22 protein-coding genes are annotated in these 26,711 nt (G+C 64.2%); 13 read left to right on the forward strand and 9 right to left on the reverse strand.

The window, feature by feature from the left end; translation table 11 throughout:
• The first annotated feature begins 10 nt into the window (after positions 1 to 10).
• The 5 genes from lysA to ACF8SD_RS13220 are packed head-to-tail and all read left to right on the forward strand — an operon-like array spanning position 11 to position 4,408.
• Positions 11 to 1,258, forward strand: coding sequence for a diaminopimelate decarboxylase (lysA, locus tag ACF8SD_RS13200; RefSeq protein ID WP_173891522.1), 1,248 nt, complete (start codon positions 11 to 13; stop codon positions 1,256 to 1,258).
• A gap of 4 nt (positions 1,259 to 1,262) precedes the next feature.
• Positions 1,263 to 2,093, forward strand: coding sequence for a diaminopimelate epimerase (dapF, locus tag ACF8SD_RS13205; RefSeq protein ID WP_009681648.1), 831 nt, complete (start codon positions 1,263 to 1,265; stop codon positions 2,091 to 2,093).
• Between the two features lie 13 nt (positions 2,094 to 2,106).
• A complete protein-coding gene (locus tag ACF8SD_RS13210) occupies positions 2,107 to 2,817 on the forward strand; it encodes a DUF484 family protein (protein WP_009681647.1) in 711 nt (236 codons plus the stop codon).
• The gene (gene xerC / locus ACF8SD_RS13215) at positions 2,817 to 3,716 is read left to right on the forward strand and encodes a tyrosine recombinase XerC (protein WP_054905171.1); all 900 of its coding nucleotides are present in this window, start codon (positions 2,817 to 2,819) and stop codon (positions 3,714 to 3,716) included. The genes ACF8SD_RS13210 and xerC overlap by 1 nt, the downstream gene beginning before the upstream one ends.
• The gene (locus ACF8SD_RS13220) at positions 3,713 to 4,408 is read left to right on the forward strand and encodes an HAD family hydrolase (protein ID WP_392484886.1); all 696 of its coding nucleotides are present in this window, start codon (positions 3,713 to 3,715) and stop codon (positions 4,406 to 4,408) included. The genes xerC and ACF8SD_RS13220 overlap by 4 nt, the downstream gene beginning before the upstream one ends.
• Before the next feature lie 181 nt (positions 4,409 to 4,589).
• Here ACF8SD_RS13220 and sutA read toward each other — a convergent pair whose 3' ends face one another.
• From sutA to glnK, 3 genes are all read right to left on the reverse strand, one after another.
• Entirely contained in the window at positions 4,590 to 4,919 is a 330-nt protein-coding gene (sutA, locus tag ACF8SD_RS13225) for a transcriptional regulator SutA (protein ID WP_009681644.1), read from the reverse strand.
• Between the two features lie 431 nt (positions 4,920 to 5,350).
• The gene (locus ACF8SD_RS13230) at positions 5,351 to 6,682 is read right to left on the reverse strand and encodes an ammonium transporter (RefSeq protein WP_392484889.1); all 1,332 of its coding nucleotides are present in this window, start codon (positions 6,680 to 6,682) and stop codon (positions 5,351 to 5,353) included.
• 46 nt (positions 6,683 to 6,728) lie between these two features.
• Complete coding sequence (gene glnK, locus ACF8SD_RS13235; RefSeq protein ID WP_002555808.1) at positions 6,729 to 7,067, reverse strand: P-II family nitrogen regulator; 339 nt, start codon at positions 7,065 to 7,067, stop codon at positions 6,729 to 6,731.
• A gap of 384 nt (positions 7,068 to 7,451) precedes the next feature.
• Between glnK and ACF8SD_RS13240 the strand changes: the two genes are divergently transcribed.
• Entirely contained in the window at positions 7,452 to 7,718 is a 267-nt protein-coding gene (locus tag ACF8SD_RS13240; RefSeq protein WP_009681642.1) for an accessory factor UbiK family protein, read from the forward strand.
• Positions 7,719 to 7,741: 23 nt separating this feature from the next.
• Here the strand turns inward: ACF8SD_RS13240 and ACF8SD_RS13245 are convergent, their stop codons facing one another.
• The gene (locus tag ACF8SD_RS13245) at positions 7,742 to 9,754 is read right to left on the reverse strand and encodes a DUF4034 domain-containing protein (protein WP_173891525.1); all 2,013 of its coding nucleotides are present in this window, start codon (positions 9,752 to 9,754) and stop codon (positions 7,742 to 7,744) included.
• Positions 9,755 to 10,011: 257 nt separating this feature from the next.
• On the opposite strand from ACF8SD_RS13245, the gene ACF8SD_RS13250 reads away from it, so the two are divergent.
• Positions 10,012 to 11,502, forward strand: coding sequence for a YifB family Mg chelatase-like AAA ATPase (locus ACF8SD_RS13250; RefSeq protein ID WP_392484892.1), 1,491 nt, complete (start codon positions 10,012 to 10,014; stop codon positions 11,500 to 11,502).
• Between the two features lie 43 nt (positions 11,503 to 11,545).
• On the opposite strand, the gene ACF8SD_RS13255 is transcribed toward ACF8SD_RS13250, so the two are convergent.
• Positions 11,546 to 11,914: a response regulator gene (locus ACF8SD_RS13255; protein ID WP_173891527.1), complete on the reverse strand. Its 369-nt coding sequence runs from the start codon at positions 11,912 to 11,914 to the stop codon at positions 11,546 to 11,548.
• The gene (locus ACF8SD_RS13260; protein ID WP_392484894.1) at positions 11,911 to 12,903 is read right to left on the reverse strand and encodes a response regulator; all 993 of its coding nucleotides are present in this window, start codon (positions 12,901 to 12,903) and stop codon (positions 11,911 to 11,913) included. Before ACF8SD_RS13260 ends, ACF8SD_RS13255 begins: the two co-directional genes overlap by 4 nt.
• Positions 12,904 to 13,144: 241 nt before the next feature.
• On the opposite strand from ACF8SD_RS13260, the gene ACF8SD_RS13265 reads away from it, so the two are divergent.
• A complete protein-coding gene (locus tag ACF8SD_RS13265) occupies positions 13,145 to 18,193 on the forward strand; it encodes an AAA family ATPase (RefSeq protein ID WP_392484896.1) in 5,049 nt (1,682 codons plus the stop codon).
• A gap of 92 nt (positions 18,194 to 18,285) precedes the next feature.
• Here ACF8SD_RS13265 and ycaC (ACF8SD_RS13270) read toward each other — a convergent pair whose 3' ends face one another.
• Together ycaC (ACF8SD_RS13270) and ACF8SD_RS13275 are read right to left on the reverse strand one after the other, a co-directional pair.
• Positions 18,286 to 18,912, reverse strand: coding sequence for an isochorismate family cysteine hydrolase YcaC (gene ycaC, locus ACF8SD_RS13270; RefSeq protein WP_009681634.1), 627 nt, complete (start codon positions 18,910 to 18,912; stop codon positions 18,286 to 18,288).
• A gap of 73 nt (positions 18,913 to 18,985) precedes the next feature.
• Complete coding sequence (locus ACF8SD_RS13275) at positions 18,986 to 19,348, reverse strand: AraC family transcriptional regulator (protein WP_173891530.1); 363 nt, start codon at positions 19,346 to 19,348, stop codon at positions 18,986 to 18,988.
• A gap of 178 nt (positions 19,349 to 19,526) precedes the next feature.
• On the opposite strand from ACF8SD_RS13275, the gene ACF8SD_RS13280 reads away from it, so the two are divergent.
• The 3 genes from ACF8SD_RS13280 to ACF8SD_RS13290 all read left to right on the forward strand — a co-directional run bounded on the left by ACF8SD_RS13280 (position 19,527) and on the right by ACF8SD_RS13290 (position 23,329).
• Positions 19,527 to 20,501: a GlxA family transcriptional regulator gene (locus tag ACF8SD_RS13280; protein WP_173891531.1), complete on the forward strand. Its 975-nt coding sequence runs from the start codon at positions 19,527 to 19,529 to the stop codon at positions 20,499 to 20,501.
• Between the two features lie 185 nt (positions 20,502 to 20,686).
• Positions 20,687 to 22,474 (forward strand): monovalent cation:proton antiporter-2 (CPA2) family protein, encoded by a 1,788-nt coding sequence (locus ACF8SD_RS13285; protein WP_173891532.1) that lies wholly within the window; start codon positions 20,687 to 20,689, stop codon positions 22,472 to 22,474.
• A 333-nt stretch (positions 22,475 to 22,807) separates the two neighbouring features.
• Positions 22,808 to 23,329, forward strand: a complete 522-nt coding sequence (locus tag ACF8SD_RS13290) for a PBECR2 nuclease fold domain-containing protein (RefSeq protein ID WP_283246113.1) — start codon at positions 22,808 to 22,810, stop codon at positions 23,327 to 23,329.
• Positions 23,330 to 23,525: 196 nt separating this feature from the next.
• Here the strand turns inward: ACF8SD_RS13290 and ycaC (ACF8SD_RS13295) are convergent, their stop codons facing one another.
• A complete protein-coding gene (gene ycaC / locus ACF8SD_RS13295; protein ID WP_392484212.1) occupies positions 23,526 to 24,155 on the reverse strand; it encodes an isochorismate family cysteine hydrolase YcaC in 630 nt (209 codons plus the stop codon).
• Between the two features lie 178 nt (positions 24,156 to 24,333).
• Between ycaC (ACF8SD_RS13295) and ACF8SD_RS13300 the strand changes: the two genes are divergently transcribed.
• Together ACF8SD_RS13300 and ACF8SD_RS13305 are read left to right on the forward strand one after the other, a co-directional pair.
• Positions 24,334 to 25,245, forward strand: a complete 912-nt coding sequence (locus ACF8SD_RS13300) for a LysR substrate-binding domain-containing protein (RefSeq protein ID WP_054881724.1) — start codon at positions 24,334 to 24,336, stop codon at positions 25,243 to 25,245.
• A 185-nt stretch (positions 25,246 to 25,430) separates the two neighbouring features.
• Positions 25,431 to 26,693, forward strand: coding sequence for an OprD family porin (locus ACF8SD_RS13305; protein WP_392484210.1), 1,263 nt, complete (start codon positions 25,431 to 25,433; stop codon positions 26,691 to 26,693).
• Positions 26,694 to 26,711 lie beyond the last annotated feature (18 nt).

The raw sequence follows: 26,711 nt of genomic DNA on the forward strand, positions 1-26,711 counted from the left end.
AGGAAACCAGATGAACGCTTTCAACTACCGCGACGGAGAACTGTTCGCGGAGGGTGTAGCCCTGTCGGCCATCGCCGAACGCCATGGCACGCCTACCTACGTGTACTCGCGCGCTCACATCGAAGCCCAGTACCGCAGCTACACCGACGCCCTGCAAGGCGCCGAGCACCTGGTGTGCTTTGCGGTCAAGGCCAACTCCAACCTCGGCGTGCTGAACGTGCTGGCACGCCTGGGTGCAGGTTTCGACATCGTCTCCGGCGGCGAGCTGGAGCGTGTGCTGGCGGCCGGTGGCCGCGCTGACCGCGTGGTGTTCTCCGGCGTGGGAAAAACCCGCGAAGACATGCGCCGCGCCCTGCAAGTGGGTGTGCACTGCTTCAACGTGGAGTCCACTGACGAGCTGGAGCGCCTGCAGGTGGTGGCCGCCGAAATGGGCAAGGTTGCCCCGGTATCGCTGCGGGTCAACCCGGACGTGGACGCCGGTACCCACCCTTACATCTCCACTGGCCTTAAAGAAAACAAGTTCGGCATCGCCATTGCCGACGCCGAAGCCATCTACGTGCGTGCGGCGCAGTTGCCGAACCTTGAAGTGGTCGGTGTCGACTGCCACATCGGCTCCCAGCTGACCACCATCGACCCGTTCCTCGACGCGCTCGACCGCTTACTGGTGCTGGTCGACCGCCTGGCCGAGTGCGGCATTCACCTGCGCCACCTGGACCTGGGCGGCGGTGTCGGGGTGCGCTACCGTGACGAAGAGCCGCCGTTGGTGGCCGACTACATCAAGGCCATCCGCGAGCGCGTTGGCGACCGCGACCTGGCCCTGGTGTTCGAGCCTGGCCGCTACATCGTGGCCAATGCCGGCGTGTTGCTGACCCGCGTGGAATACCTCAAGCACACCGAACACAAGGACTTCGCCATCATCGATGCGGCGATGAACGACCTGATCCGCCCGGCCTTGTACCAGGCCTGGATGGGCGTCAGTGCGGTCCAGCCGCGTGGCGGTGAAGGCCGTGCCTATGACCTGGTCGGGCCGATCTGCGAGACCGGCGACTTCCTCGGCAAGGACCGTGTCCTCGACCTGGCCGAAGGTGATTTGCTGGCTGTCGAGTCGGCGGGCGCCTATGGTTTTGTCATGAGCTCCAACTACAACACCCGTGGAAGATGCGCCGAAATCCTGGTCGACGGTGACCAGGCGTTCGAAGTACGCCGCCGCGAGACCATCGCCGAACTGTACGCTGGCGAAAGCCTGCTGCCGGAGTAAGCCCATGCTACTGCGTTTTACCAAGATGCATGGGCTGGGCAACGACTTCATGGTCCTGGACCTGGTCAGCCAGCACGCCCACATCCAGCCCAAGCACGCCAAGCAATGGGGTGACCGCCACACCGGCATCGGCTTCGACCAGTTGCTGATCGTCGAGGCGCCGAACAACCCGGAAGTGGACTTCCGCTACCGTATCTTCAATGCCGACGGCTCTGAAGTGGAGCAGTGCGGCAACGGTGCGCGCTGCTTCGCCCGTTTCGTGCTGGACAAGCGCCTGACCGCGAAAAAACGCATCCGCGTGGAAACCAAGAGCGGCATCATCGTGCTGGACGTGCAGAACGACGGCCAGGTGAGTGTCGACATGGGCCCGCCGCGCTTCACCCCTGCCGAAATCCCCTTCGTCGCCGACGCGCAGGCGTTGAACTACCCACTGGAAGTCGACGGCCAACTGCATTCGATTGCCGCCGTGTCCATGGGTAACCCGCATGCCGTGCTGCGTGTCGACGACGTGCGTACTGCCCCCGTGCATGAGCTGGGCCCGAAGATCGAAAACCACCCACGCTTCCCGCAGCGGGTGAATGCCGGCTTCCTCCAGGTCATCGACCGCCACCGGGCCAACCTGCGCGTGTGGGAGCGCGGTGCGGGCGAAACCCAGGCCTGCGGCACCGGCGCCTGCGCCGCCGCCGTGGCGGCGATCAGCCAGGGCTGGATGGACTCCCCGGTATCCCTTGACCTGCCAGGTGGCCGCCTGCACATCGAATGGGCTGGCCCCGGCAAGCCCGTGGTGATGACCGGCCCGGCCGTACGCGTCTACGAAGGACAGGTTCGTCTCTAAGCGAGTAACCGCCATGACCGATCAGCCCAAGGTTGTACCCCAGCAGTCCGCCGAGCTCGATGCCGAGGCGGTGGTCGCCTACCTGCGCGCCCACCCTACCTTCTTCAGCGAGCACGACGAGTTGCTGATCGAACAGCGCATTCCGCACCAGCGTGGCGACAGCGTGTCGCTGGTCGAGCGCCAGCTCAAGCTGCTGCGCGACCGCAACATCGAGATGCGCCACCGCCTGTCGCAACTGATGGACGTGGCCCGCGACAACGACCGGCTATTCGACAAGACGCGCCGGCTGATCCTCGACCTGCTTGATGCCGGTAGCCTGGAAGAAGTGGTCATGGCCGTCGAAGACAGCCTGCGCCAGGAGTTTCAGGTGCCATTTGTCAGCCTGATCCTGTTCGGTGACAACGTTGCCCCCGTGGGGCGCTGGGTCAGCAATGCCGAGGCCCAACAGGCCATCGGTGCCCTGTTGGGCGGTGGCAAGACGGTTAGCGGCAACCTGCGCGAACATGAACTGGCCTTCCTCTTCGGCGAGGAACAGCGCCGCGAGGTCGGCTCCAGCGCCGTGGCCGCGCTGGAGTACCAGGGGTTGCATGGGGTGCTGGCAATCGGTAGCCGAGACCCGCAACACTACAAGAGCAGCGTCGGCACGCTGTTCCTCGGCTACATCGCCGAAGTGCTCGGCCGTGTCGTGCCACGGGTGACCCAGACCCTGCGTTCGGTACGCTGATGGAACGCCAGCTGGAGGCTTATTGCGCACACCTGCGCAGTGAGCGCCAGGTGTCGGAGCATACCTTGCTGGGCTACCGTCGCGATCTGGACAAGGTCATTGCCTATTGCAAGGAGCACGGTATTGCCGACTGGCAAGCGCTGCAGATTCAGCAGTTGCGTCAGTTGGTCGCCCGCCTGCATCACCATGGCCAGGCCTCGCGCAGCCTGGCGCGGCTGCTGTCTGCTGTACGCGGCCTGTACCGTTACCTGAACCGCGAAGGCCTGTGCCAGCACGACCCTGCCGCCGGTTTGAGCGCCCCCAAGGGCGAGCGCAAGCTGCCCAAGGTGCTGGACACCGACCGTGCCTTGCAGCTACTCGATGGCGGCGTGGACGACGACTTCATTGCCCGCCGTGACCAGGCCATGCTGGAGCTGTTCTATTCCTCGGGCCTGCGCCTGTCTGAGCTGACCAACCTGGACCTGGATCACCTGGACCTTGCCGCCGGCCTGGTGCAGGTACTGGGCAAAGGCGGCAAGGCGCGGGTGCTACCGGTCGGCCGCAAGGCCCGCGAAGCGCTGAAGGAATGGTACCGCCTGCGCGGCATCGGCAACCCGCGCGACCGCGCCGTGTTCATCACCCGCCAGGGCAACCGCATCAGCCCCCGTACCGTACAGCAGCGGGTCAAGGCCGTGGGTGAACGTGAACTGGGCCAACACCTGCACCCGCACATGCTCCGCCATTCCTTCGCCAGCCATGTGCTGGAATCGTCCCAGGACCTGCGCGCAGTGCAAGAGATGCTCGGCCATGCCGACATCAGCACCACGCAAATCTACACCCATCTGGACTTCCAGCACCTGGCGGCGGTGTACGACAGCGCCCACCCCCGGGCCAAACGCAGCAAAGGCACAGACTCATGAGCATCAAGCTGATCACCTTCGACCTCGACGACACCCTGTGGGACACCGCGCCAGTGATTGCCAGTGCGGAGGTCGTGCTGCGCGACTGGCTTGAAGCCAACGCCCCCATCCTGGGCGGGGTGCCGGTGGAACACCTGTTCGCCATCCGCGAGCGCCTGGTGCAGGCCGAGCCCGGCCTGAAACACCGCATCAGTGCCCTGCGCCGGCGGGTACTGTTCCATGCCCTGGAAGAAGTCGGCTACAGCGAGAAGCGCGCACAGGACCTGGCCAATGAAGGCTTCGAGGTATTCCTGCATGCTCGCCACCAGGTGCAGATCTTCCCCGAGGTGCAGCCAGTGCTGGAGATCCTGCGGCATCAGTACACCCTGGGCGTTGTCACCAATGGCAATGCCGACGTCAGCCGGCTGGGGCTGGCGGATTACTTCCGCTTTGCCCTGTGTGCCGAGGACCTGGGCATTGGCAAGCCGGACCCGGCGCCGTTTTTGGAGGCCTTGCGGCGTGGTGAGGTGGACGCCGGTGCGGCGGTGCACATTGGTGATCACCCGGCGGATGACATTGCCGGTGCCCAGCGCGCCGGGTTGCGTGCGGTGTGGTTCAACCCGCAGGGCAAGGCCTGGGCGGGTGAGCAGGCCCCGGATGCCGAGATTCAGCGCCTGTCGCAGCTGCCCGACGTGCTTGCGCGCTGGCGCTGACAGGGGCCGCTTTGCGGCCCATTCGCGGGCACGCCCGCTCCCACAGGGACCGTGCAGGTCCCAAGACCTGTGGTGAACCTGTGGGAGCGGGCTTGCCCGCGAAGAGGCCGGCACAGGCATCACAAAACCCACAGGCACAAAAAAGCCCGCAGCGACGGCGGGCTTCTTTACGATCAGCCACTCAGATAGGGCGGCTGCCGTACTTGTTGTCCGGCTTCTTGGGCGGGTCGGCGACCACATTGGCCTCGACTTCCTGCACCTTGCCACCGCGCGACAGAAATTCTTCCATCGCCTTGGCCAGTGCATCACGCTCTTTCTGCTTGGCTTCCATGCTCGGCATCTCGTCTACCGAGACTGCCGCCTTGGATTTGCCCTTGGCAGCGGGTGCCGGGCTGCTGTCGTCATCGCCAGCGTCTTCGACGCCGTCATCAGCCGCCGCTTCGAGGCCTTCATCGCCCTCGTCTTCGTCACCTACTTCGAGGTCATCATTTTCCAGATCGTCGTCGCTCATGTTCTACCTCATGACTTGCGAAAAGCAGGTTAGTTATAGACCAGTGCAGCCGTAGACCGGCAGCTACCAGTGAAAATTCAACTGGCCGTGGGTTAGGCCACTGCCCTTGGGGTCGGCGCTCCTGATGGGAGGCGGTACCCAGCAGGCCCTGCTCCTGGCAGAACCTGACAAATCCATTAGCCCCTGCTGGCCACTCGCTATTGGCAAGCCTAGCAAAGGCTGGTTGAAGTGCGCGGACTGCTCGTCAAACACCCTTCGGCGCGCATTCTAGCGCGCCGGTAGAAAAAGCAAAGCACCATAAATGCCCCACGACTTGTAAGTTTTTTGCCTACGTCGCGAACGTGCCGAATAAACCGTTTGCCGAGCGGGAAATGTTAAAAATCTGGCAAAAAAATGCCCGGCAAGCCGGGCAAGTTTTTACCGCGTCGCAGTCACAGGTTGTAGCCGCGCTCGTTGTGCTGAGCCAGGTCGAGACCGACCGACTCTTCTTCTTCGTTGACCCGCAGGCCCATCACCAGGTCCAGCACCTTGAGAATCACGTAGGTGACGATGGCGGTGTAGACCACGGTAAAGATCACGCCTTTGGCCTGTACCCAGACCTGCATGCCGATATCGGTGACAGTGCCGAAGCCGCCCAGTGCCGGGGCTGCGAACACGCCGGTGAGGATGGCGCCGATGATGCCGCCCACACCGTGAACACCGAAGGCGTCCAGCGAGTCGTCATAGCCCAGCTTGCGCTTGAGGGTGGTGGCGCAGAAGTAGCAGATCACACCCGAAGCCAGGCCGATCACCAGGGCACCCATGGGGCCCACGGTACCCGCGGCCGGAGTGATGGCGACCAGGCCGGCAACCACACCCGAAGCGATGCCCAGGGCGCTCGGCTTGCCGTGGCCGATCCACTCGGCGAACATCCAGCCCAGTGCCGCAGCGGCGGTGGCGATCTGGGTCACCAGCATGGCCATGCCGGCGGTGCCGTTGGCCGCTGCAGCAGAGCCTGCGTTGAAGCCGAACCAGCCGATCCACAGCATGGCAGCGCCCATCAGGGTGTAGCCCAGATTGTGGGGTGCCATCGGGGTGGTCGGGTAACCTTTGCGCTTGCCCAGTACCAGGCAGCAGACCAGGCCGGCGATACCTGCGTTGATGTGCACCACGGTGCCGCCAGCGAAGTCCAGTACGCCCCAGTCCCACATCAGTGCACCGTCACCGCTCCACACCATGTGCGCGATTGGCGCGTATACCAAGGTGAACCAGATCCCCATGAACACCAGCATCGCGGAGAACTTCATGCGTTCGGCGAAGGCACCGACGATCAGCGCCGGGGTGATGATGGCGAAGGTCATCTGGAAGGTGATGAACACCGCTTCAGGGAACAGCGCGGTGGCCGAGGTCAGGCTCTCGGGCGTGACACCGCTGAGGAAGGCCTTGGAGAACCCCCCAACGAACGAATTGAAATTGAGTACGCCTTTTTCCATACCGGCGGTATCGAAGGCCATGCTGTAGCCGTAGACGACCCAGAGAATGCTCATCAGGCCGGTGATTGCAAAGCACTGCATCATCACCGACAGCACGTTTTTGGAACGCACCATGCCGCCATAGAACAGGGCCAGGCCCGGAATGGTCATGAACAGCACCAGCGCCGTCGCGGTCAGCATCCAGGCGGTGTCGCCGGTGTTCAGCGCTGGGGCAGCTTCCTCTGCCAGGGCGAGCCCGGGGGTTACGAGGGACAATAGGGCTCCTAGCCCTGCGATCTTACGCAGAGTCATGTTGTTTTCTCCTGGGGCTTTGGGTTTGGTGAGGCTTTGTTGTTGCTTAGATCGCGTCGGTATCGGTTTCGCCGGTACGGATACGGATCGCCTGCTCCAGATTCACCACGAAAATCTTGCCGTCACCGATCTTGCCGGTGTTGGCTGCCTTGGTGATGGCTTCGATTACCCGATCAAGGTCCTTGTCATCGATGGCAACATCGATCTTCACCTTGGGCAGGAAATCGACCACATACTCAGCACCGCGGTACAGCTCGGTGTGGCCCTTCTGGCGACCGAAACCTTTGACTTCGGTGACGGTGATACCCTGCACGCCGATTTCCGACAGTGACTCGCGCACGTCGTCCAGCTTGAACGGCTTGATGATGGCTGTGACTAGCTTCATGAAACTCTCTCCCGATTTGGTGGACTTGCCCCAGGAAAACAAACCCGTCTCAAGTCTAAGCGCAGCGGTTGGCTTTGTAACGCGTCGTCGGCATCCGGCTCCGCGTGCGCACTGCCTGGTCACAAGGAACTGCATCAGTGCATGGCTCGCACTGGTCTTTGCAGAAACCTTGCCAGTTCCGCCAAAGCCACTAAAAACAGCGAGTTATGCAATTTAGTCAGGATTGGCCAGTCGCCAGCATGCTGATCATGCACAGTTTCGGTGCGCGCAGGCGGGAGCGACTGCTCGAAAAATGTGCAATAGCGGGCGGGCGCTTGTGAAAGAAAGGCCCATGGGCGTGCGTGCTACACTGCTGACCATTTCTCAGTTTCGATGGAAAGCCCCATGCTCGCGCCCAAAGCCCTTCTCGATGCCCTGAGCGACCAAGCCTCGCGCCTGTTCAGCAGCGATACCGCACAGCCTCGCGCTGAACTGGAAAGCCAGTTCAAAGTGCTGATGCAAGGGGCGTTCAGCAAACTGGACCTGGTCAGCCGTGACGAATTCGACAGCCAGATGGTCGTGCTGGCGCGCACCCGTGCACGCCTCGAGGCGCTGGAACAACAGGTGGCAGAGCTGGAAGCGCGGCTGGCCCCTACTGCCCAGCAGGACTGAACCAGCCCTGCCGCTGCCTCGCGTCAGGCGGAAACCCGCAGGGCGTTCAGCTCGGCCGGCTTGGGCGGTAGCTCACTGGCATGCAGGGTGCCGCGCAACAGCGCTGCACCACATTGGGTGAACACTGTTTTCACCCGGTTGTGCGAGTTGAGAATCTCGGCCTGGATACGCGCGATGGCGGGGTCTGTTGGCTGCAAGCTGGCCGCACGGTTAGCCCACTCGATGGCGGCAAAGCGGCTTTGCTTGCGAGTGCCGCGCCCCTGCATCCAGGCCAGCCCCAGCTCGGCACTGGCCCGTGCGGCAATTCCCAGGTCGGGGTGCTCGACCAGACTCAACAGGTACGCCACAGCCTCGGCCCGCTCCCGAGAGTTGCCGAACTGGCGCAACAGGATACCCAGATGCAAACGCGCGCGGGCATTGGTCTGGGCATCGCCCAGCGCGTCGACCAGCAGGTGCCTCACGGCCAGCATGGCGCTTCGCTCGCTGAGGTCCTCATCACCCTTCATGCGCAGGCACGCCAGCTTGTATTTGGCCCGGCGGCTGCCCGCTTTCACTGCGCGCCGCAGCCAATGTTCAGCGGCCTGGCGATCAATGTACTCTTGCGGCGTATTAGCCTGGCTACCACAGTACAAATCATGCAAGCCGAGGGCTGCCCCCGGCAGGTTCAGTTCGGCACAACGCTCGTACAGGTAGACGGCCACTTCATGGCGGTTGGCAGCCAATAGCAGGCGCGCCGCCGCTAGCACCGTGAACCCCGGCGCATGGCCTGCCAGCTGGCGTTTCACCGCCCGCTGCGACCATGCCTGGGCCAGCTCGGCGGAGCGTGGCAGCCCCCACAGACCAAAGCAGTGCCCTGCGGCGCGCAAGGCACAGGCGCCCGCATGGCAGCGCCCGTCGCACAGGCGCTCGAGGGCGCGGCGCAACAACTGCTGCTCATCCGCCAGGCCGTCGCGCAGTATCAGCTCGGCCAGGCAACGGAAAGGCTCGCCCATGGCCCCGATGGCGCCATGATCGGCATTGCACGCCAGGCTCGCGGCAAAGTCGCCCATCGCGCCGGCCTGATCGTGCAATGCAGTACAGCGCAACGCCCCCCGCCAAGCCAGCAGTACTGCGCGCTCCCGTGGCCTCAGCGGGCGCTGTGCCCAGGCGTCGAACAACTGCTGCCAAACGGCCACGGCCTGCAACTGGTCGGCAGCCGGCAGAAGTAGCTGCTCTTCAACGGCAATCCAGCGCAAGGCGTTACGCAGGCGCTCGTCCCAACCGGCGCACAACGGGCCGCTGGCCAACAGTTCAAGCGCATCGGCATCGGCGCCCGACCGCGGTAACAGGTAGATAGCCAGGGCCTGGATGGCTTCAAAGCAACCGGGGCGCAGGGCCAGTGCGTGGCGGAGCCAGTAGTAACGCGGGTCCTGAACGTCCTGGTAGGTCCGCTTGGCCAGGCACGCGGGCAAGCTGCTTGGCAGTTCCGCCAGCGGTTGCACCCCATGCCTGACCAACAGCGGCGCGGCGGCTTCCTGCACCTCCACGTCGGCATGGGCACTGGGCCGATAGCGCGCAGGCCGCCCATTGAACAACTCGCCCAACCAGCCTGGCTCGCGCAACTGCGCACTGACGCGCAGCATGCCGATGGCCGCTGCCAGCGGTTGCGCCGAATGCTCCAGGGCCTGCAGCAGGTGCGCAGTCGCGGTTTCGCATATCTGCCCTACGGCCAGCACACGCGCAGCGTTGGGTTGGCCATCAGCCTGTACCCGGCAAGCGCGGTGGAAGCAGTGCATGCCCATTACCACGTGCGGGTGGTAAGCCTTGGGGCAGGCATCGACCCAGGCCTTGAGCACCTGGGTCGGGGCTTTGTCGCCCTGGTTGTCGAGGTCGGCGAACATGTGGCCTTCCAGGGCCGCCAGGTAGGCCGGAAACTCACCGGGCGGCGCCTGATACCACTGCGCCTCGAGGCGATCGAAAAAACGGGTGAGCTCAACGAATGCGCGGGCCTGCACCAGTTCACGAATTACCTGGTGAGTGTGAGTGAGCGTTTGCACGGGGCAATTCCTCAAGTCCATTTGGAAGAAGGGACAGTGCCATTCCATGGCAACTGCGGTTGCCCAACAACACTAAGCCATACCCAGCCCCTACGCAAAAAATATTGGATCCATCTTTTGCTCAGTGACGTGAAAATACCCGAAAAATCCCTGCCCTGAAAAACCACGACGCACACTTCTTGCGCCAGCCTTGGGAGCGCTGGCTATCCTGTGCGCTACCGCAGGAAGCGGCCTTTAGCAGCGACAACGGAGCGTCCATGTCCCTAGCCCTCGTCCATAGCCGCGCCCAGGTGGGCGTACAGGCACCGGCGGTCAGCGTCGAAACGCACCTGACCAATGGGTTGCCGCACCTCACCCTGGTTGGCCTACCGGAAACCACCGTCAAGGAAAGCAAAGACCGGGTGCGCAGCGCCATCGTCAATTCCGGGCTGAACTACCCACAACGGCGCATCACCCAGAACCTTGCCCCCGCCGACCTGCCCAAGGATGGCGGGCGCTACGACCTGGCGATTGCCTTGGGCATCCTCGCCGCCGACGGTCAACTGCCAACCGCGGCCCTTGCCGAGCTCGAATGCCTGGGCGAACTGGCACTGTCGGGCACGTTGCGCCCGGTGCAGGGGGTATTGCCGGCGGCACTGGCGGCCCGCGAAGCAGGCCGGGCGCTGGTGGTGCCACGGGAAAACGCCGAGGAGGCCAGCCTGGCCGGCGGCCTGGCGGTGTACGCCGTGGGCCATTTACTGGAGCTGGTTGCCCACCTCAACGGCCAGATACCTCTGGCGCCCTATGCAGCCAACGGTTTGGTCCTGCAGCAACGGCCGTACCCGGACCTGAGCGAGGTGCAAGGGCAACTGGCAGCCAAGCGCGCCTTGCTGCTGGCAGCAGCCGGGGCGCATAACCTGCTGTTCACCGGCCCGCCCGGCACCGGCAAGACCTTGCTCGCCAGCCGGCTGCCCGGGCTGCTGCCGCCGCTGGACGAGCACGAGGCGCTGGAAGTGGCGGCGATCCAGTCCGTCAGCGGCCATGCACCGCTGAGCAGCTGGCCGCAGCGCCCCTTTCGCCACCCCCACCACTCCGCCTCCGGCCCGGCACTGGTTGGGGGCAGCAGCCGGCCGCAACCTGGCGAAATCACCCTTGCTCACCACGGCGTGCTGTTCCTCGACGAGCTGCCGGAATTCGAGCGCCGCGTGCTGGAGGTGCTACGCGAGCCCCTGGAGTCCGGTGAAATCGTGATTGCCCGGGCCCGCGACAAGGTACGCTTTCCCGCGCGCTTTCAGTTGGTGGCGGCCATGAACCCCTGCCCTTGCGGCTACCTCGGCGACCCGACCGGCCGTTGCCGCTGCAGCACCGAGCAGATCGCCCGCTATCGCAACAAACTGTCCGGGCCACTGCTGGACCGCATCGACCTGCACCTGACCGTGGCCCGCGAAAGCACCACGCTGAACAACCAGCCTAGCGGTGAAACCAGTGCCGCTGTGGCTGTGAAAGTGGCACAGGCCCGGGCGCTGCAATACGGGCGTCAGGCCTGCGCGAATGCTTTCCTCGATCTCGAGGGTTTACGCCGGCATTGTGCCCTGAACGCCGCCGACCAGGTCTGGCTGGAAAATGCCTGCGAGCGGCTGACGCTGTCGCTGCGCGCGGCACATCGGTTGTTGAAGGTGGCGCGTACGCTGGCGGATTTGGAGGGGTGCGAGGCCATTGGCCGGGCGCATCTGGCCGAGGCCCTGCAGTATCGGCCGGGGAGCAGTTAGGTTGCCAGTGGCCGTGCAGCCAAGGGCCAGCACCGCCACTGATTTACTGGCGGCCAGCCAACGCCTGTTCAACCACCGCCAGCAATACCTCTTCAGAAAACGGCTTGCCCAGGCACTCCAGCGCCCCCAGCCGCCTCGCCGCCTGCATAGCGGCATCATCCCAATGCGCCGACATGCAGATCACCCCTACCGCCCATTGCCTCAGCGCCAGCTCCCGCTGCACGTGCAGCCCGCTCATGCCGGGCATCTTCAGATCGAGCAGCACGCAACCGGCCTGGCCTGCCGGTTCAGACGCCAGGAACGTGGCACCGTCGGCGAAGGTCAGGGTCTCGAACCCGGCTGAACGCAGCAGGTTGGCCAGGCTCTTGCGCACCGAAGCGTCGTCATCGACGATGCATACCCATCTGCTCATGCGCCGCCCATGCCCTCCTGCTGTATGCCGAGCACGTTGTGCATGGCGACCAACTCCACCAATGAGCGGGACTGCATCTTGTTCATGATGCTCTTCTTGTGCACCTTGGTGGTCACCTCACTGGTGCCGATCTGCCTGGCGATCTGCTTGTGCGACAGGCCGTCGACCACCAGCGAGAACACCTGGCGCTCACGCGGGGTCAGGCGCTGGTACTTTTCCACCACGAGCCGGGCATGGCGCCACTTGCGCCCTTCGGCCACGGCCCGCACCCGCAGCGTACCCAACAGGGCCAGCAACTGCTCCTCGTCAAAGGGCTTGGTAAGGAACTCCACAGCACCTGCGCGCATCGCCTGCACGGTCATCGCAATGGTGCCAAAGCCGGTCATGAACACGATCGGCCAGGGCAGCGCCAGCTGGCGCAGCGTTTCCTGCACTTGCAACCCGGTGGTATCGGGCAGGTGCATGTCGAGCAACAGGCAGGCGTAGGGGGTTTCCAGCCGGGCTTCGAACAGCGCCTCGGCACTGGCGAACAGATGATGGGGTATTCCCTGCGAGCGCAGCAGCCGGCCGAGCGCCGTACGTACCGATGGGTCGTCATCAACCACCAGCACTGGCACATCCGTACTTTCGCCGGATGGCTCCAGGGTGTCGGCGCCTTCGCACAACGGCAAAAGCTCCAATGCCCGGGCAGGGGCCGCGAAGCTGATCTCGGCCGCCAACCGGTAGCCACGCCGAGGTACGGTCTGAATCAGCCCACGGTCGCCAAATGCCTTGCGCAGCAACGACACCTGGACCTGCAGATTGTTGTCCTCGACCACCGTGCCGGCCCACACCTGGCTGAACAAGTCTTCCTTGTCGACCACCCGGCCTTTGGCCCTGATCAGTGTGGCCAGCACCTCGAACGCGCGCCCGCCCAGCAGCATGGGCTTACCGTCGCGCAACACTTCGCGGCGCTCCAGGGACACCAGGGCATTGCCTATTCGGATCATGGCTTCCTCGCACGGGCACGGGCATTCGCGCAGCCACGAACAGCCTAGGCCAGCGGATGCAGTGGAACAATTATCCCGAGGGATAGGGTGTTCAAGGCACTATACAAGCGCCCGGAAAAGGCCAGGGGACGATAACGGACAACAGCGTGCCCGTTCCTGCCAAGCGGGCTGCAACCCGCATTCCCCTTGGGCTGGCTGCGTATACTCACGTCTCGGGATGTCGCCAGCAGGGGGGTGTTTCATGCGCGATGAACGCCTTGCTCACAGGCCCATCGATTACGACCAGACAGTCGACGGAAGCTGGCTCAACAACTGCGACATCACAGCGTTGGGCCAGGATGGCGAGCTTAGTTGCTTCCGCCTGTGCGACCCCACCAGCGGGCAAGCCTGGCTCGCCATGCGCGCACCGCTCGAAGCGCCCGCCGCCTGTCAGCGCCTGGAGCGCGACTACCGGCTGAAACTGGACCCACAGTGGGCAGTGGTGCCGTGCGCGTTCGTGCGTTCCCCCGAAGGCCCACTGCTGGTGTACCCGGCCGGTCACTCCATCGCCGACCTGCTCAGCGAAGGCCGGCTGGCGCTGGAGCCGTTCCTGGAGATTGCGCTGAACGCCGCCACTGCCTTGGCCCAGGCCCACCAAAGCAATGTACTGCACGGCGCCCTGCAGCCAGCCCATGTGCATGTGCAGGACAACTTGCAGGTGCGGCTGGGCGGGTTCCGTGCAACACCTGCGCATCCGCTCGGCGAGCAAGGCATGCCGCTCGGCAACTGGACCTACCTGGCGCCCGAGCAAGTCTGCCCGCACGGCAGCAACAACGACCTGCGCAGTGACATCTATGCCCTGGGGGCGATCCTGTACCAGCTACTGCTCGGTGAATTGCCGCTGACCGGGCGCGATACCCAGCACTGGCGTCAGCTGCATGCCGGGGTACAACCCAAGACCGCCTGCGAAGTCGACAACCGCGTGCCGCAGCCGCTGAGCAGCGTGCTGGCCAAGGCCCTGGCCAAGGAACCGGACGCACGCTACCAGAGCGCACACGCCCTGGCCGTGGACCTGGGCTACTGCCAGCGGCAATGGGCTGCCAGCAAACACATGGCGGCCTTTGAACCAGGTTGCGCCGACCCGGTCGCCGCCCATGGCAGCCGCCTGTATGGCCGCGATGCCGAACAGCAGGCCATTGCGCTGCTGCTCAAGGGGTTGCGCCGCGACAGCACGCCGCAAGTGCTGCATATTCAAGGCGCCGCAGGCATGGGCAAGTCGAGCCTGGTGGCCGCTGCACTCAAGGCCAATGCTCAAGGGTACTGGGCGGTCGGCAAGTGCAACAGCGTGTCGCAGGCTGCGCCCTACGCGCCCTGGGTGGAAATCCTCGGCGCCCTGACCACCCAGTTGCTGGCCAAGGACAGCCACGAACTCGACGCCCTGCGCCACGACATTCTGCGCCGCATCCAAGGCCACGGCCGGCTGCTGGGCAAGCTGGCGCCAGACCTGCAGCTAGTGCTCGGCGCGTTGCCGCCACTGCCAGGCAAACTTACCCCCATGGCGCTGCAGAAGGAGCTGCGGGCCGTGGTCGAATTCCTTGCAGTATTCAGCCGCCCCGGCCTGCCACTGGTGCTGTTCATCGACGACATCCAGTGGGTCGATGAGGCCTCGCGCCAGCTCCTGGCGCAACTGCTGGCAAACGCGCCCGGCAACCTGCTGCTGATCTTTGCCCAACGCAGCGACACCGGCACTACCCAAGGCCCGGTCAGTGTCCCCCACTCACTGCGCAGTACCACCCTGAACCTGCGACCGCTGGCCGTTGGCGCGGTGGCAGAGTTGATCGCCGAGCGCTACCACGTGGATGCCGAAGCCGCCTTGGCACTGGCTGCACAGGTACATGAGAAGACCGCAGGCAACCCGTTCTTCATCCACCAGATCCTGCGCGCCATGGTCGAAGACCAGTTGTTCTTCTTCGATACCCAGGCCATGCGTTGGTCGTGGTGCCCACAGGCCGTGGCCCGGCACCGTTACGCCGACAATGTCGCCGAGCTGATGATCCACCGCCTGGCGCGCCTGCCCGCGCCACAGCGCGACGTACTGCGCATCGCCAGCGCCGCAGGCAGCCGCTGCGACAATGGCGTATTGCAGCGGGTGCTGGGGCGGGCGCCAGGCACTGCGGTGCAGGTCCTGATTGCCGCGGGCTTCCTGCTGTCGAGCCAGAGCGGCCTGGGCTTCGTGCATGACCGCGTGCAGGAAGCGGCGTATCAACTGACGCCAGGGCACGAGCGCGAAGCGCTGCATGCGCGCATTGCCGTGGCCATGCTCGGGGCTTGGCCAGACCGCTTGCAGGCGCTGCTGTTCGAGATTGCCCATCAGCTGCAACGCGCCAGCCCGTGCGGGTTTGCCGCAAATGACTGTGCAACGTTCCTGCAACTTACGTACGAGGCGGCACAGCGGGCGCGTGACAGCCGCGCCTATGAGCAGGCCGCCGGCTACCTGCACACGGCACAACAGCTGCTCGAAGCCGGCAGTACGCTGGAAGGCCGCGCCACGCTTGGCTTTGCGATTGCCAGCATGGCAACGGAGTGCGACTTGCAACTGTCGCGCACGGTCGCCGCCCAGGCCCGCCTGGCTGAATGCCGCCAGCGTGCCGGCTCGACGCTGGAGCGGGCCAGGGTGTGCCAGTTGCAGGCACGCCTGGAGACCTTGCAGGGTAACTGCCAGGCTGCCATCGCCAGCGCGCTTGGCGGCCTGCGGATGCTGGGTATCGAACTCGCGCCAGGCCTTGACCCACACCAGGTGCAAGCCAGCCATGCCCGTGTGCAAAGCCTGATCGAGCAGAAAGGCCTTCACTGCCTGGAGTCGCTGCCACGCACCGACTCGCAAGAGGTCGCACTGGCAGTGGGTTTGCTGGCGACCCTGTCGTCATCGTTCCTGGTGCCGGACGACCTGTGTTTCCTGCACCTGGCCAAGCTCATGGAGCTGGCGTTGCTGCATGGCGTGGCGCCAGGGAGCACCTACGGCCTGGCCTGGTACGGGGTGATGTGCGCCGAGCGTTTTGGTGCCTATCACGATGGCCATAGCTGCTGCCTGGCAGCGCTCAAGCTGATCGAGCGCCACGGCCTGGAGGCCGACCTGAGCAGCGCGCTGCTCGCTCTGGACCAGCTCAGTGCCTGGACGTCGCCCATGGAGCTGGCCCGCCGCACCGCCGTGGAGGCCGTCGATTCGGCGCACCTGAGCGGCGACCTGGCCATGAGCTGCCATGCCTGCAACCACTTGGTTTCCGACTCGCTGATCATGGGCCGCTACCTGCCGGAAGTGGCCGAGGAAGTCGCCCAGGGCCTGGCCACTGCGCGCCGGCATGGCTACCTGGAGGTGGCGCAGACCCTGCTGGCCCAGCAAGCGTTCGTCGCCGCCCTCAGCGGCACCACCGGCACGACCGCAACCGCACCCTCGAACTCGCCCATCACACGGTTCTTCGAGTACCTGTTCGCCGGCATGAGCGCCTTCTACCTGGGCAACCATACGCAGGCCATGGCCAGCCTGGCGCGGGCCGGCGACTACGCCTGGGCCGCGCCGGCCCACATCAACCTGGCCGACTACCACCTGTTCCGTGGCTTGCTCCTGGGCAGCCCGGAGGCCCCCGGCAGCCTTGCCGACAAGCTGCACGCACTACAGGCATTGCGTGAGCGCTTCGCTCACTGGGCAGGCTTCAACCCGGCCACGTTCCGCAATAAATTGCTGCTGATCGAAGGGGTGATCGCCAAGCTGGAGGGCGACGGGCTGGCCGCCATTCGTTTCTTCGACCAGGCCCAGATCGCCGCCACCGCTGCCGGCTTCGTCCACGAACAGGCGCTGGCCCATGAGCAACTGGCGGAAGTGTGCATCCCCAGCGGCCTGATTTCCGGCGCCAACCTGCACCTGCGCGTCGCTCGCGATTGTTTCCACATCTGGGGCGCAACCGGCAAGGTGCACCAACTCGAGACCCTGCATCCGTTCCTGCGCACCCAGCCGATCCAGGAAACCCAGCGTGCCACGCAGCAGGCCAGGCTGGACCTTGAGGCCGGTATCGAAGCGGCGCGAGCGCTGTCCGAGGAGGTGCTGCTGGAGGGCCTGATCGAAACCCTGATGGGCCACCTGACCGAGCATTCCGGCGCCGACCACGGTGCACTGCTGATCGTCAGCGGTGCCGAATTCCAGATGGCCGCCCTCGCCTACATCGACGATGCCGGGCTGCACGTGAACATGGACAATTGCCAGAAATTCATGACCCAGGCGCCGTTGTCGGTCATCAACACCACCATGCGTACGCGCAAGCCGCTGGTGCTGAGCGATGCGCAAAGCGATTGTCCAGAAGCCTTTCGCCAGGACCTGCAGGCACGTGGCGCCCGCTCGGTACTGTGCCTGCCCCTGGTGATCCAGGGGGTGCTGATCGGCCTGGTGTACCTGGAAAACCGCCTGGTACCCGGCCTGTTCGGCAGCCAGCGCCTGGCCATGCTGGAGATCCTGGCGGCGCAGGCCGCGGTGTCACTGCAGACGGCCAAGTTCTACACGCGCCTGGCCGAAGACAACCAGAGCCGGGCGCAGATAGAGGCGGAACGGCGTCATTCTCGCGCAGAGCTTGCGCGCACTGCCCACCTGCAAGTCATGAACGAACTGTCGGCCTCGATTGCCCACGAAATCAGCCAGCCGTTGCTGGGTATCGCTGCCAATGCCGCCGCCAGCCTGCGCTGGCTGAAGCGCGCAAAGCCCGACCTCGAAGAAGCGATGGCCGGGCTGGAAGACATCCGCAATGACAGCGAGCGTGCTGCCAACATCCTGCGGGCGTTGCGCTCGCTGGCCAAACAGGCACCGCTGCAGCGCCAGGCGGTGAAGCCGGACGCGGTGATCCGCGAGGTGGTGCGCCTGACCTCGACCGATGCCGCCAAGGGTGCAGTGCAGGTGCAAACCCACTTGCACGCGGGGGGCAGCGTGATGGCCGACCCGGTGCAGTTGCAACAGCTGATGTTCAACCTGATCACCAATGGCCTGGAGGCGCTGGCGGGGTACCGCGCCGATGGCGTGCTGCGCATTGCCTCGGCGGTAGTTGCGGGGCAGGTAGAGATCTGTGTGGAGGACAACGGGCCGGGCATTGCGGTTGAAGAACGCGAGCGCGTGTTCGATGCGTTCTACACCACCAAGGGCAGCGGTATGGGCATGGGCCTGGCAATCTGCAATTCGGTGGTACAGGCCCACGGCGGCCAGTTGCAGGCGCTGGTGTCGGAGCTTGGAGGCTGCCGGATTCGCTTCACCCTGCCGGCCAGTGACCTCTAGCCTATGCCGGCCTGTTCACGGTGCACCCCGCGCCTGCGCATACCACGCTGCAGGAACGGGTGTACCCGCTGCAAGGCCGGTTCAAGGCTGAATCAGCGCGACGTCAGCGCCGCATAGCTGTTCATCAGGTTGCGATAGTTGGGTATGCGCTGCGACAACAAATTGCCCAGCCCTTCGATGTCGTTGCGCCAGTCGCGGTGCAGCTCACAGGCCACCGAGAACCAGTTCATCATCTGCGCGCCCGCCTGGGTCATGCGCACCCATGCTGCCTGCTGCACGGTGGGGTTGAAAGTGCCCGAGGCATCGGTGACCACGAACACCTCGAAACCTTCCGCCAGCGCCGACAGGGTCGGGAAGGCCACGCACACATCGGTGACCACGCCGGCAATGATCAATTGCTTGCGCCCGGTCGCCTTGATCGCCTTGACGAAATCCTCGTTGTCCCAGGCATTGATCTGGCCTGGGCGGGCAATGTAGGGCGCGTCCGGGAACATCGCCTTGAGCTCCGGCACCAGCGGGCCGTTCGGGCCTTGCTCGAAACTGGTGGTGAGGATGGTGGGCAGGCCGAAGAACTTGGCCAGGTCACCCAGGGCCAGCACGTTGTTCTTGAACTCGTTGGGGGCGAAGTCCTGCACCAGCGAGATCAGGCCGGTCTGGTGGTCCACCAGCAGTACCACGGCGTCGTCTTTGTTCAGGCGCTTGTAATCGGGTTGGCTCATGGGGGGTGACTCCTCGGTTGGAAAAGCGGCGCGGTACTACCCGCAGGGGGCTATACCGGTGAATAGCTCCGGCTTAAGAACAGGCCTGGGCCTGGCGCCACGCGTTCGGCGGCTGGCCGACCAGGCGGCTGAAGGCACGGGTGAAGTGGGCTTGGTCGCAGAACCCGCATTCCAGGCTCACGTGGGTAATGGGCGCCTCGGTGGCAAGCAGGCGCTTGGCCTTTTCCATGCGTGCCAGCAGGCGCCAGGCCTGGGGCGAAAGCCCGGTATTGACCTTGAAAGCTCGGGAGAAATGGCTGCGTGTGAGGTTGCACAGGCCGGCGATCTCGATGATCGACAGCGAGCTGCGCAGCATCAGTTCCTTGGCCCGGCGCAAGCGCGCAGGCGTCAGGGCCCCAGGGGGTTGCAGCGGCATTTGAGGCGTCCCGTCGTGCATGGCGACTCTCCTGTTCAGTAGGGAAAGTCTCACCCCCGGCACATGACAAAGTCCTGAGCCAAAGCTGAATTGTTCTTAATTGTGCGGTGCTGGCCCTGGCGGGTTTGCCGCTACCATAAGATGCGTTTCATATTCAGTTACAGGCCGTCAGCGGCACCAGGTTCAAGGTAGAAAAGCAATGCAGCAAAAAACCGCCCACCGCACCGTCGCCATGGTGCTGTTCAACGATGTGCTGTTGCTGGACGTGACGGGGCCTATGGATGCATTCGCCATCGCCAACCGTTTCCTGCCGGCCGAGCGGCGCTACCAGTTGCTCACCCTGGCCGAGGGGCAGGCGGCGGTGCGTGGCTCGTGCGGGCTGAAGGTGGTGGCCGACCTACGCCTGGAAGACCTGCCTGCCGCCGTGGATCTGCTACTGGTGCCCGGTGGCCCTGGCGCCTACGACATCGCGCTGCCAGTGCTCGAGCGTTGGCTACCCCAGGCCGTGCGCAGTGCGAAGCGGTTCGGGGCGATTTGTACCGGGGTATTCTTGCTGGGCCGGGCCGGGCTGCTGGACGGCTACCGTTGCACCACCCACTGGAACTACGTAGAGCGCCTGGCGCAGGCGTTTCCCGCGGCCAAGGTGGAAACCGAGCAGATCTATGTCATCGACCGCTGCCTGATCACGTCTGGCGGCATCACGGCGGGCATTGACCTGGCACTGGCGGTTATCGCCGAAGACCACGGCAAGGCACTGGCCCTGGAAGTGGCCAAGGTGCTGCTGGTGGCGCGCCACCGGCAGGGAGGGCAAACGCCGTATGGGCCGCTGCTGGCGGCAGTGCCACGCGACGACTCGCCAGTGGCGAGGGTGCAGGCATACATCGTCGATCATATCGAGCAGGCCTTCACCGTGCAGAAAATGGCCGACCTGGTGGCCATGAGCGGGCGCAACTTTGCCCGCACGTTTCAGCGCGAGGTGGGGATTACGCCACTGCAATACCTGCAGAATGCGCGCATCGACCGCGCCCGCCAGTTGCTCGAATGCGGCGACCTGCCACTGAAGGTGGTGGCGGCGCAGTGCGGGTTTGGCAGTGACCGGCACATGCGCAAGGTGTTCTGCGAACGGATTGGCATGACGCCGGCGCAGTATCGGGCACAGTTTGGTGGGGCCTGAGTCAGTGTGTTTCCTGAGCGGGCCGCTTCGCGGGGAAACCCGCGCCCACAGGGGCTGCACAGGTTGTCTCATTTTTCAGGACAATCTTTCTCCCCGATGGCAGATTGTCTAACGCCACCCCGGCCCTCAGAATTGTCCGCCAACCTGTTCGAACGCTGCCCCGGCAGCTCATGGAGTACGAGCCCATGCCACATGAAGGCAGCCTTCTACAAACCGCGGTGATCTTTCTGCTCGCTGCCGTCCTTGCCGTGCCCTTGGCCAAGCGCCTGCAACTGGGTGCCGTGCTTGGCTACCTGCTGGCCGGTGTGGTCATTGGCCCGCAGGCATTGGGTTTGATCCGCGATACCGAAAGCGTGGCGCACATTTCCGAGCTGGGCGTGGTGCTGCTGTTGTTCATCATCGGCCTGGAATTGTCACCCAAACGCCTGTGGCTGATGCGCAAGGCCGTGTTCGGCGTCGGTACCGCCCAAGTGGTGCTGACCGGCGTGCTGATCGGCGCCATTGCCCTGTTCGGTTTCGGTCAGGCGCTACCTGCGGCCATCGTGCTCGGCCTTGGCCTGGCGCTGTCATCCACCGCCCTCGGCCTGCAAAGCCTGGCCGAAAGCAAGCAACTCAATGCCCCGCACGGCCGCCTGGCCTTCGCCATCCTGCTGTTCCAGGACATCGCCGCCATACCGCTGATCGCCCTGGTGCCGCTGCTGGCCGCCAGCGGGCCGGACACCAGCCACGGCGACAGCCTGCAACACGGCTTGCAGGTTTTCGCCAGCATCGCCGTGGTGATCGTCGGCGGCCGCTACCTGCTGCGCCCGGTGTTCCGCACGGTGGCCCGCACCGGCCTGCCAGAGGTGTCTACCGCCACTGCGCTGCTGGTAGTGATCGGTACCGCATGGTTGATGGAGGAAGCCGGCATTTCCATGGCGCTGGGTGCCTTCCTCGCCGGCTTGCTGCTGGCGGACTCGGAGTACCGCCACGAGCTGGAATCTCAGATCGAACCCTTCAAGGGCCTGCTGCTGGGGTTGTTCTTCATCAGTGTCGGCATGGGTGCCAACCTGCGGCTGCTGCTGGAAATGCCGCTGGTGGTGCTAGGCCTGACCCTGCTGCTGGTGGCAGTTAAGCTGGTGCTGCTGGTTGGCGTTGGCCGCCTGGCCGGTGGCCTGAGCGGCGCCAACGCGCTACGCCTGGGCATGGTGCTGGCGGCCGGCGGCGAGTTCGCTTTCGTGGTGTTCAAGCTGGGCAAGGACCAGGGCCTGTTCGACACCCAGACCTACGACCTGCTGCTGATGACCATCACCCTGTCGATGGCCATTACCCCGCTGCTGATGATTGCCTGCGCCCGCGCCCTCAAGCGGCCGCAACCTGCGCGTGAAGTGCCTGAGCAATACAAGCAGATACAGGCGGATACGCCTCGGGCGGTAATCGTCGGCATGGGGCGTATGGGGCAGATCGTTGCACGCATCCTGCGCGCGCAGAAGATCCCGTTCATTGCCCTGGAAACCTCGGTCGATGCCATCGAGATGACCCGTATGTTCGAGCAGGTGCCGGTGTTCTACGGCGACCCGCTGCGCCCGGAAGTGCTGCATGCCGCCAAGGTGGGTGAAGCGGAGTACTTCATCATCACCATTGATGACCCTGAAGCTGCCATTCACACAGCTGAGCGGGTGAAGCGCCTGTACCCGCACCTGAAAGTGCTGGCCCGTGCGCGCAACCGCCAGCATGTGCACAAGTTGGCGGATGTCGGTGCCGAGCCAATCCGCGAGACGTTCTATTCCAGCCTGGAAATGACCCGCCGCGCGCTGGTGGGGCTGGGTTTGAGCGATGAGCAGGCGGCGGACCGGATTGCACGGTTCACCCAGCATGACGAAGAAGTGCTGGTGGCCCAGGGGCAGGTCCGCGATGACCGGGCCAAGGTGATGCAAACGGCCAAGGAGGCGCGGGTTGAGTTGGAGCGGTTGTTTGATTCGGATGCGGACTGACGGCCTTTGAGCGCATGGCTTGAGGGGATTGAGTCACAGCCCGTGAATTGATATTGCCTGTGCCGGCCTCTTCGCGGGCATGCCCGCTCCCACAGGTTCTGCACTGGGTTTGAAGCTTGCGCGACACCTGTGGGAGCGGGCGAGCCCGCGAAAGGGCCGGTACCTGCGGGCGCTTACGGCTGTGGCTACAAAGCCCTGGAACACCTGGGCGAAACCGGCAAGAGCCTGTTCTGGGGCAACCTGAACGCAGTTGAAATGGCAGGAGGGTTAGTTGAAAGCATTGCTGGGAGGTATCGAGTCGCAGCCCGCAAGTTGAAGGGCATCACAGCCGCCATGAGCAGGCCAAGGTGCCTGGCCTGCTCAGCCTCAATAAAGGAAACACCCTACACGGCGCGTCACCCCGCGTCTGATTGTTCGCCGCAACCCTTCTCTCTAGGCTCACTTCGCCGTCACCGCGTCAGCGGCACCTATCGCAGCCGGGTAGTCATCAGGAGCCCGATGGGTGACATCCTGATTCAGCGTAGCTGCATCCATCACATCGTCGAGAAGCGACAGGATGCCCGGGAGCGCTATGTCAAAGTCGCCCTCGATACCCTGATCGGACCATTTGAAGTGTGGCAGGTGGCATATACCAATGACACAAACAGACTGGCCTTCATAGGCGTGTATGAAACCAAGCGGCAGATGCTGGTGGTCGTAGTCCTCAACAAAGGCAAAATGCTGTGGAATTTCATGCAATGCGATGCGAAAGCGCTGAACAAACATCGCCACGGCAAGCTGCTGTACAAGCGGTACACATTCCTGTCAGGCAAAGAAAAGGGCCACTGTCGCCAGTGGCCCTGCAAGCGTGCTTGATATTCATATGCACACCCTCAAGCCAGGGTGTGGAGGTCTCACCCGACGCTGATGATTCAGCCATCGGCGGGGTTCCTACGCCAACTGTTGCCGCTGAATGGCAGCTGGTTTCGCGCTCAACTGAAACGCTAACAAACACTTCTATATCAAGTCAACGATGGCGCTCAGTGGAGCCCTCCCACCAAGTTACTGGCTGTTACTTACCCGCAGTCAACGCGTTATAGCTGGTCATCAGATTCCGATAATCCGGAATGTGGTTGGAGCACAGCGCCGCCAGCCCTTCCACATCATTGCGCCAGTCACGGTGCAGCTCACAGGCCACGCCAAACCAGGTCATCATCTGCGCACCAGCCTGGCTCATGCGGTCATGCGCCGCATCGCGGGTCATTTCGTTGAAGGTGCCGGAAGCATCAGTCACCACGAACACTTCAAACGCCTCTTCCAGCGCCGACAGTGCCGGGAACGCCACGCACACCTCGGTCACCACACCCGCAATGATCAGCTGCTTCTTGCCAGTCGCCTTCACCGCCTTGACGAAGTCTTCGTTGTCCCAGGCGTTGATCTGGCCGGGGCGAGCGATGTACGGCGCGTCCGGGAACAGCTCCTTCAGCTCCGGTACCAGCGGGCCGTTGGGGCCTTGCTCGAAGCTGGTGGTGAGGATGGTAGGCAGGTTGAAGAACTTCGCCAGGTCGGCCAGCGCCAGCACGTTGTTCTTGAACTTGTCCGGTTCGATGTCACGCACCAGCGACAGCAGGCCAGCCTGGTGGTCTACCAGCAGTACAGCGGCGTCCTCTTTGTTCAGGCGGTTGTAGGTGAATTTGCTCATGGTCGGTGCTCCAAAGGTTTATGAATTTTTCAGCTGTTCGGGGTGTTTCGAGTTGATGGGCACAGATTAAAATCATCACCTTTGTGGCGGTAGTCAGCAGAATCTGGCTTTAGCGTTCCGTTTCGTGAACGATGGCTGTGTAGGGGCTGCCTGCAAGCCAAAACCCGGAGACCGATCATTGGAAGACCTCAACTCCCTCTACTACTTCACCCAGGTAGTCGAGCACGGTGGTTTCGCCCCGGCAGGCCGGGCGCTGGACATGCCCAAGTCGAAGCTCAGCCGGCGCATTGCCGACCTGGAGGAGCGCCTGGGCGTGCGCCTGCTGCACCGCACCAGCCGCCATTGCTCGCTCACCGAGATCGGCCAGGCCTACTACAACCGCTGCCTGGCCATGCGCGTGGAGGCCGAGGGTGCGGCGGAGATCATCGAGCGCAACCGCAGCGAACCGCGCGGGCTGGTGCGCATCAGTTGCCCGACCACCCTGCTCAACTCCTGGGTCGGGCCGATGCTGACCCGCTACATGCTCAAGTACCCGCAGGTGGAGCTGTTCATCGAAAGTACCAACCGCCGCGTCGACCTGCTGCATGAGGGCTTCGACATCGCTTTGCGGGTGCGCTTTCCGCCGTTGGAAAACACCGACATGGTGATGAAGGTGCTAAGCAACAGCACCCAGTGCCTGGTCGGCCAACCTCAATACCTGGAGCAGCTGCCCAAAGGTTTCGACCCACAGTTGCTCAGCACGCTGCCCAGCCTGCACTGGGGCAGCGCCCAGCGCGAGTATCAGTGGGAGCTGTTTCGGGGTGAAGACAGCAGCCGCAGCATCGTCATCCCGCACAAACCACGCATGGTGACCGACGACCTGTTTGCCCTGCGTCATTTCGTGGTGGCCGGGGTCGGCATTGCGCACTTGCCGCGGGTGGCTGTGCGCGAGGACCTGGCGGCGGGGCGGTTGGTGGAACTGATCCCGGACTGGCACCCGCGCTGTGGCATCGTGCATGCGATCTTCCCATCGCGGCGCGGATTGCTGCCTTCGGTGCGGGCGTTGATCGATCATCTGGCTGAGGAGTTTGCGATCAGCGACATGGCTTGAGTACTGAGCTGGCTTCTTCGCGGGCATGCCCGCTCCCACAGGTACCGCACAGGGCTCAGACCCTGTGGGAGCGGGCGTGCCCGCGAAGAGGCCGGTACAGGTAAACCAAATCCCCCAGCACACGCTTACAAGACCCCAGGCCTATCCTTCACCCACACTCCCGGATCATCCACTCCGGAGCCCCCATGATCCGCGCCACTCACGGGCCAGGCCGCGCCCTGCTCGCCACCCTCGCCCTGTGCCCGGCACTCAGCCAGGCCGCTGAACCCGGCTGGTCGCTGCTCAGCCGCAATTACGTCCTGCACAGCGGCTTTCGCTCACCTTCCGGCAGTGGCCAGAACTACCGCCAGGAATGGGCCCAGGGCTTCATCGGCGAGGTCCGCTCCGGCTTCACCGAAGGCACGCTTGGCGTCGGCATCGACGCCAATGGCTTTCTCGGTTTCAAGCTAGACGGCGGTCGCGGCCATGCCGGCACCGGCCTGCTGCCGCGCGACAGCGATGGGCGCGCCGAATCCGACTACTCCAGCGCCGGCGCCGCGCTAAAGCTGCGCCTGGGCAACACCCAGCTGCGCTACGGGGAAATGATGGTGGAAACCCCGGTATTCGACACCGGCGACAAACGCTTGCACCCCGAATACGCCACCGGCTGGTTGGTCGAGAACACCGATTTGCCCGACTGGCGGCTGCAGGCCGGGCGTTTCACCGCCTTCAACAACCAGGACAACAGTTCGACCCACGACGATTTCAGCGGCTACGGCGCCACCACCCACAACCGCGCCATCAGCCTGGCAGGCGCCACGTTCGCACCTGCTGGCCCGTTCGGCGGCGCGCTGTATGCGGGGCAACTTCAGGACACTTGGCGCCAGGCCTACCTCAACCTGAACCTGGCCGAAGGCAACTGGCGCCTGGACGGCAACCTATACCACACCCGTGACACCGGTAGCGCCAGCGCCGGTGCAATCGACACGCTCGCCTACAGCCTGCTGGCCAAGTACCGTTTCGGTGCCCAGGCGCTGAGCCTGGCCTATCAGAAGGTCGAGGGCGACACTCCGTTCGACTTCGTCGGTGGCGACTCCATCTACCTGGCCAATTCGATCAAGTACGCCGACTTCAACGGCCCTGGCGAGCGCTCGTGGCAACTGCGCTACGACCTAGACTTCGCTACCCTGGGCGTGCCCGGCCTGAGCCTGATGGGCCGTTACGTCAGTGGCCGCGACATCGATGGCAGCCATGCCCCGGCAAACGGGGGTTATGTGAACCAGTACGGCAACGGCGGCAAGCACTGGGAGCGCGACATAGACCTGAAATACGTGGTGCAGTCCGGTGCCGCCAAGGACCTGAGCCTGTCGTTCTCCCACGTTAGCCACCGTGCCAACCAGGCCCAGGGCGGCGATGACATCGACCGCCTCTACCTGATCATCGAATACCCCCTCAAAGGCAGTTTCTAAAGTCGGGCTTTCAGCGCG

Origin of the sequence: Pseudomonas sp. CJQ_9, from assembly GCF_043106615.1 — a bacterium.
GTDB classification, from domain to species: domain Bacteria; phylum Pseudomonadota; class Gammaproteobacteria; order Pseudomonadales; family Pseudomonadaceae; genus Aquipseudomonas; species Aquipseudomonas juntendi.

Excerpts from the sequence above, each read along its gene's own strand:
- ACF8SD_RS13230 (WP_392484889.1), bottom strand. The coding sequence starts at position 6,682 with ATGACTCTGCGTAAGATCGCAGGGCTAGGAGCCCTATTGTCCCTCGTA.
- ACF8SD_RS13220 (WP_392484886.1), top strand. The coding sequence starts at position 3,713 with ATGAGCATCAAGCTGATCACCTTCGACCTCGACGACACCCTGTGGGAC.
- ACF8SD_RS13265 (WP_392484896.1), top strand. The coding sequence starts at position 13,145 with ATGCGCGATGAACGCCTTGCTCACAGGCCCATCGATTACGACCAGACA.
- ACF8SD_RS13250 (WP_392484892.1), top strand. The coding sequence starts at position 10,012 with ATGTCCCTAGCCCTCGTCCATAGCCGCGCCCAGGTGGGCGTACAGGCA.
- ACF8SD_RS13255 (WP_173891527.1), bottom strand. The coding sequence starts at position 11,914 with ATGAGCAGATGGGTATGCATCGTCGATGACGACGCTTCGGTGCGCAAG.
- dapF (WP_009681648.1), top strand. The coding sequence starts at position 1,263 with ATGCTACTGCGTTTTACCAAGATGCATGGGCTGGGCAACGACTTCATG.
- ACF8SD_RS13305 (WP_392484210.1), top strand. The coding sequence starts at position 25,431 with ATGATCCGCGCCACTCACGGGCCAGGCCGCGCCCTGCTCGCCACCCTC.
- ACF8SD_RS13275 (WP_173891530.1), bottom strand. The coding sequence starts at position 19,348 with ATGCACGACGGGACGCCTCAAATGCCGCTGCAACCCCCTGGGGCCCTG.
- ACF8SD_RS13280 (WP_173891531.1), top strand. The coding sequence starts at position 19,527 with ATGCAGCAAAAAACCGCCCACCGCACCGTCGCCATGGTGCTGTTCAAC.
- ACF8SD_RS13285 (WP_173891532.1), top strand. The coding sequence starts at position 20,687 with ATGCCACATGAAGGCAGCCTTCTACAAACCGCGGTGATCTTTCTGCTC.
- xerC (WP_054905171.1), top strand. The coding sequence starts at position 2,817 with ATGGAACGCCAGCTGGAGGCTTATTGCGCACACCTGCGCAGTGAGCGC.
- ACF8SD_RS13240 (WP_009681642.1), top strand. The coding sequence starts at position 7,452 with ATGCTCGCGCCCAAAGCCCTTCTCGATGCCCTGAGCGACCAAGCCTCG.
- lysA (WP_173891522.1), top strand. The coding sequence starts at position 11 with ATGAACGCTTTCAACTACCGCGACGGAGAACTGTTCGCGGAGGGTGTA.
- ACF8SD_RS13290 (WP_283246113.1), top strand. The coding sequence starts at position 22,808 with ATGAGCAGGCCAAGGTGCCTGGCCTGCTCAGCCTCAATAAAGGAAACA.
- ycaC (WP_392484212.1), bottom strand. The coding sequence starts at position 24,155 with ATGAGCAAATTCACCTACAACCGCCTGAACAAAGAGGACGCCGCTGTA.
- ycaC (WP_009681634.1), bottom strand. The coding sequence starts at position 18,912 with ATGAGCCAACCCGATTACAAGCGCCTGAACAAAGACGACGCCGTGGTA.
- ACF8SD_RS13260 (WP_392484894.1), bottom strand. The coding sequence starts at position 12,903 with ATGATCCGAATAGGCAATGCCCTGGTGTCCCTGGAGCGCCGCGAAGTG.
- ACF8SD_RS13210 (WP_009681647.1), top strand. The coding sequence starts at position 2,107 with ATGACCGATCAGCCCAAGGTTGTACCCCAGCAGTCCGCCGAGCTCGAT.
- glnK (WP_002555808.1), bottom strand. The coding sequence starts at position 7,067 with ATGAAGCTAGTCACAGCCATCATCAAGCCGTTCAAGCTGGACGACGTG.
- sutA (WP_009681644.1), bottom strand. The coding sequence starts at position 4,919 with ATGAGCGACGACGATCTGGAAAATGATGACCTCGAAGTAGGTGACGAA.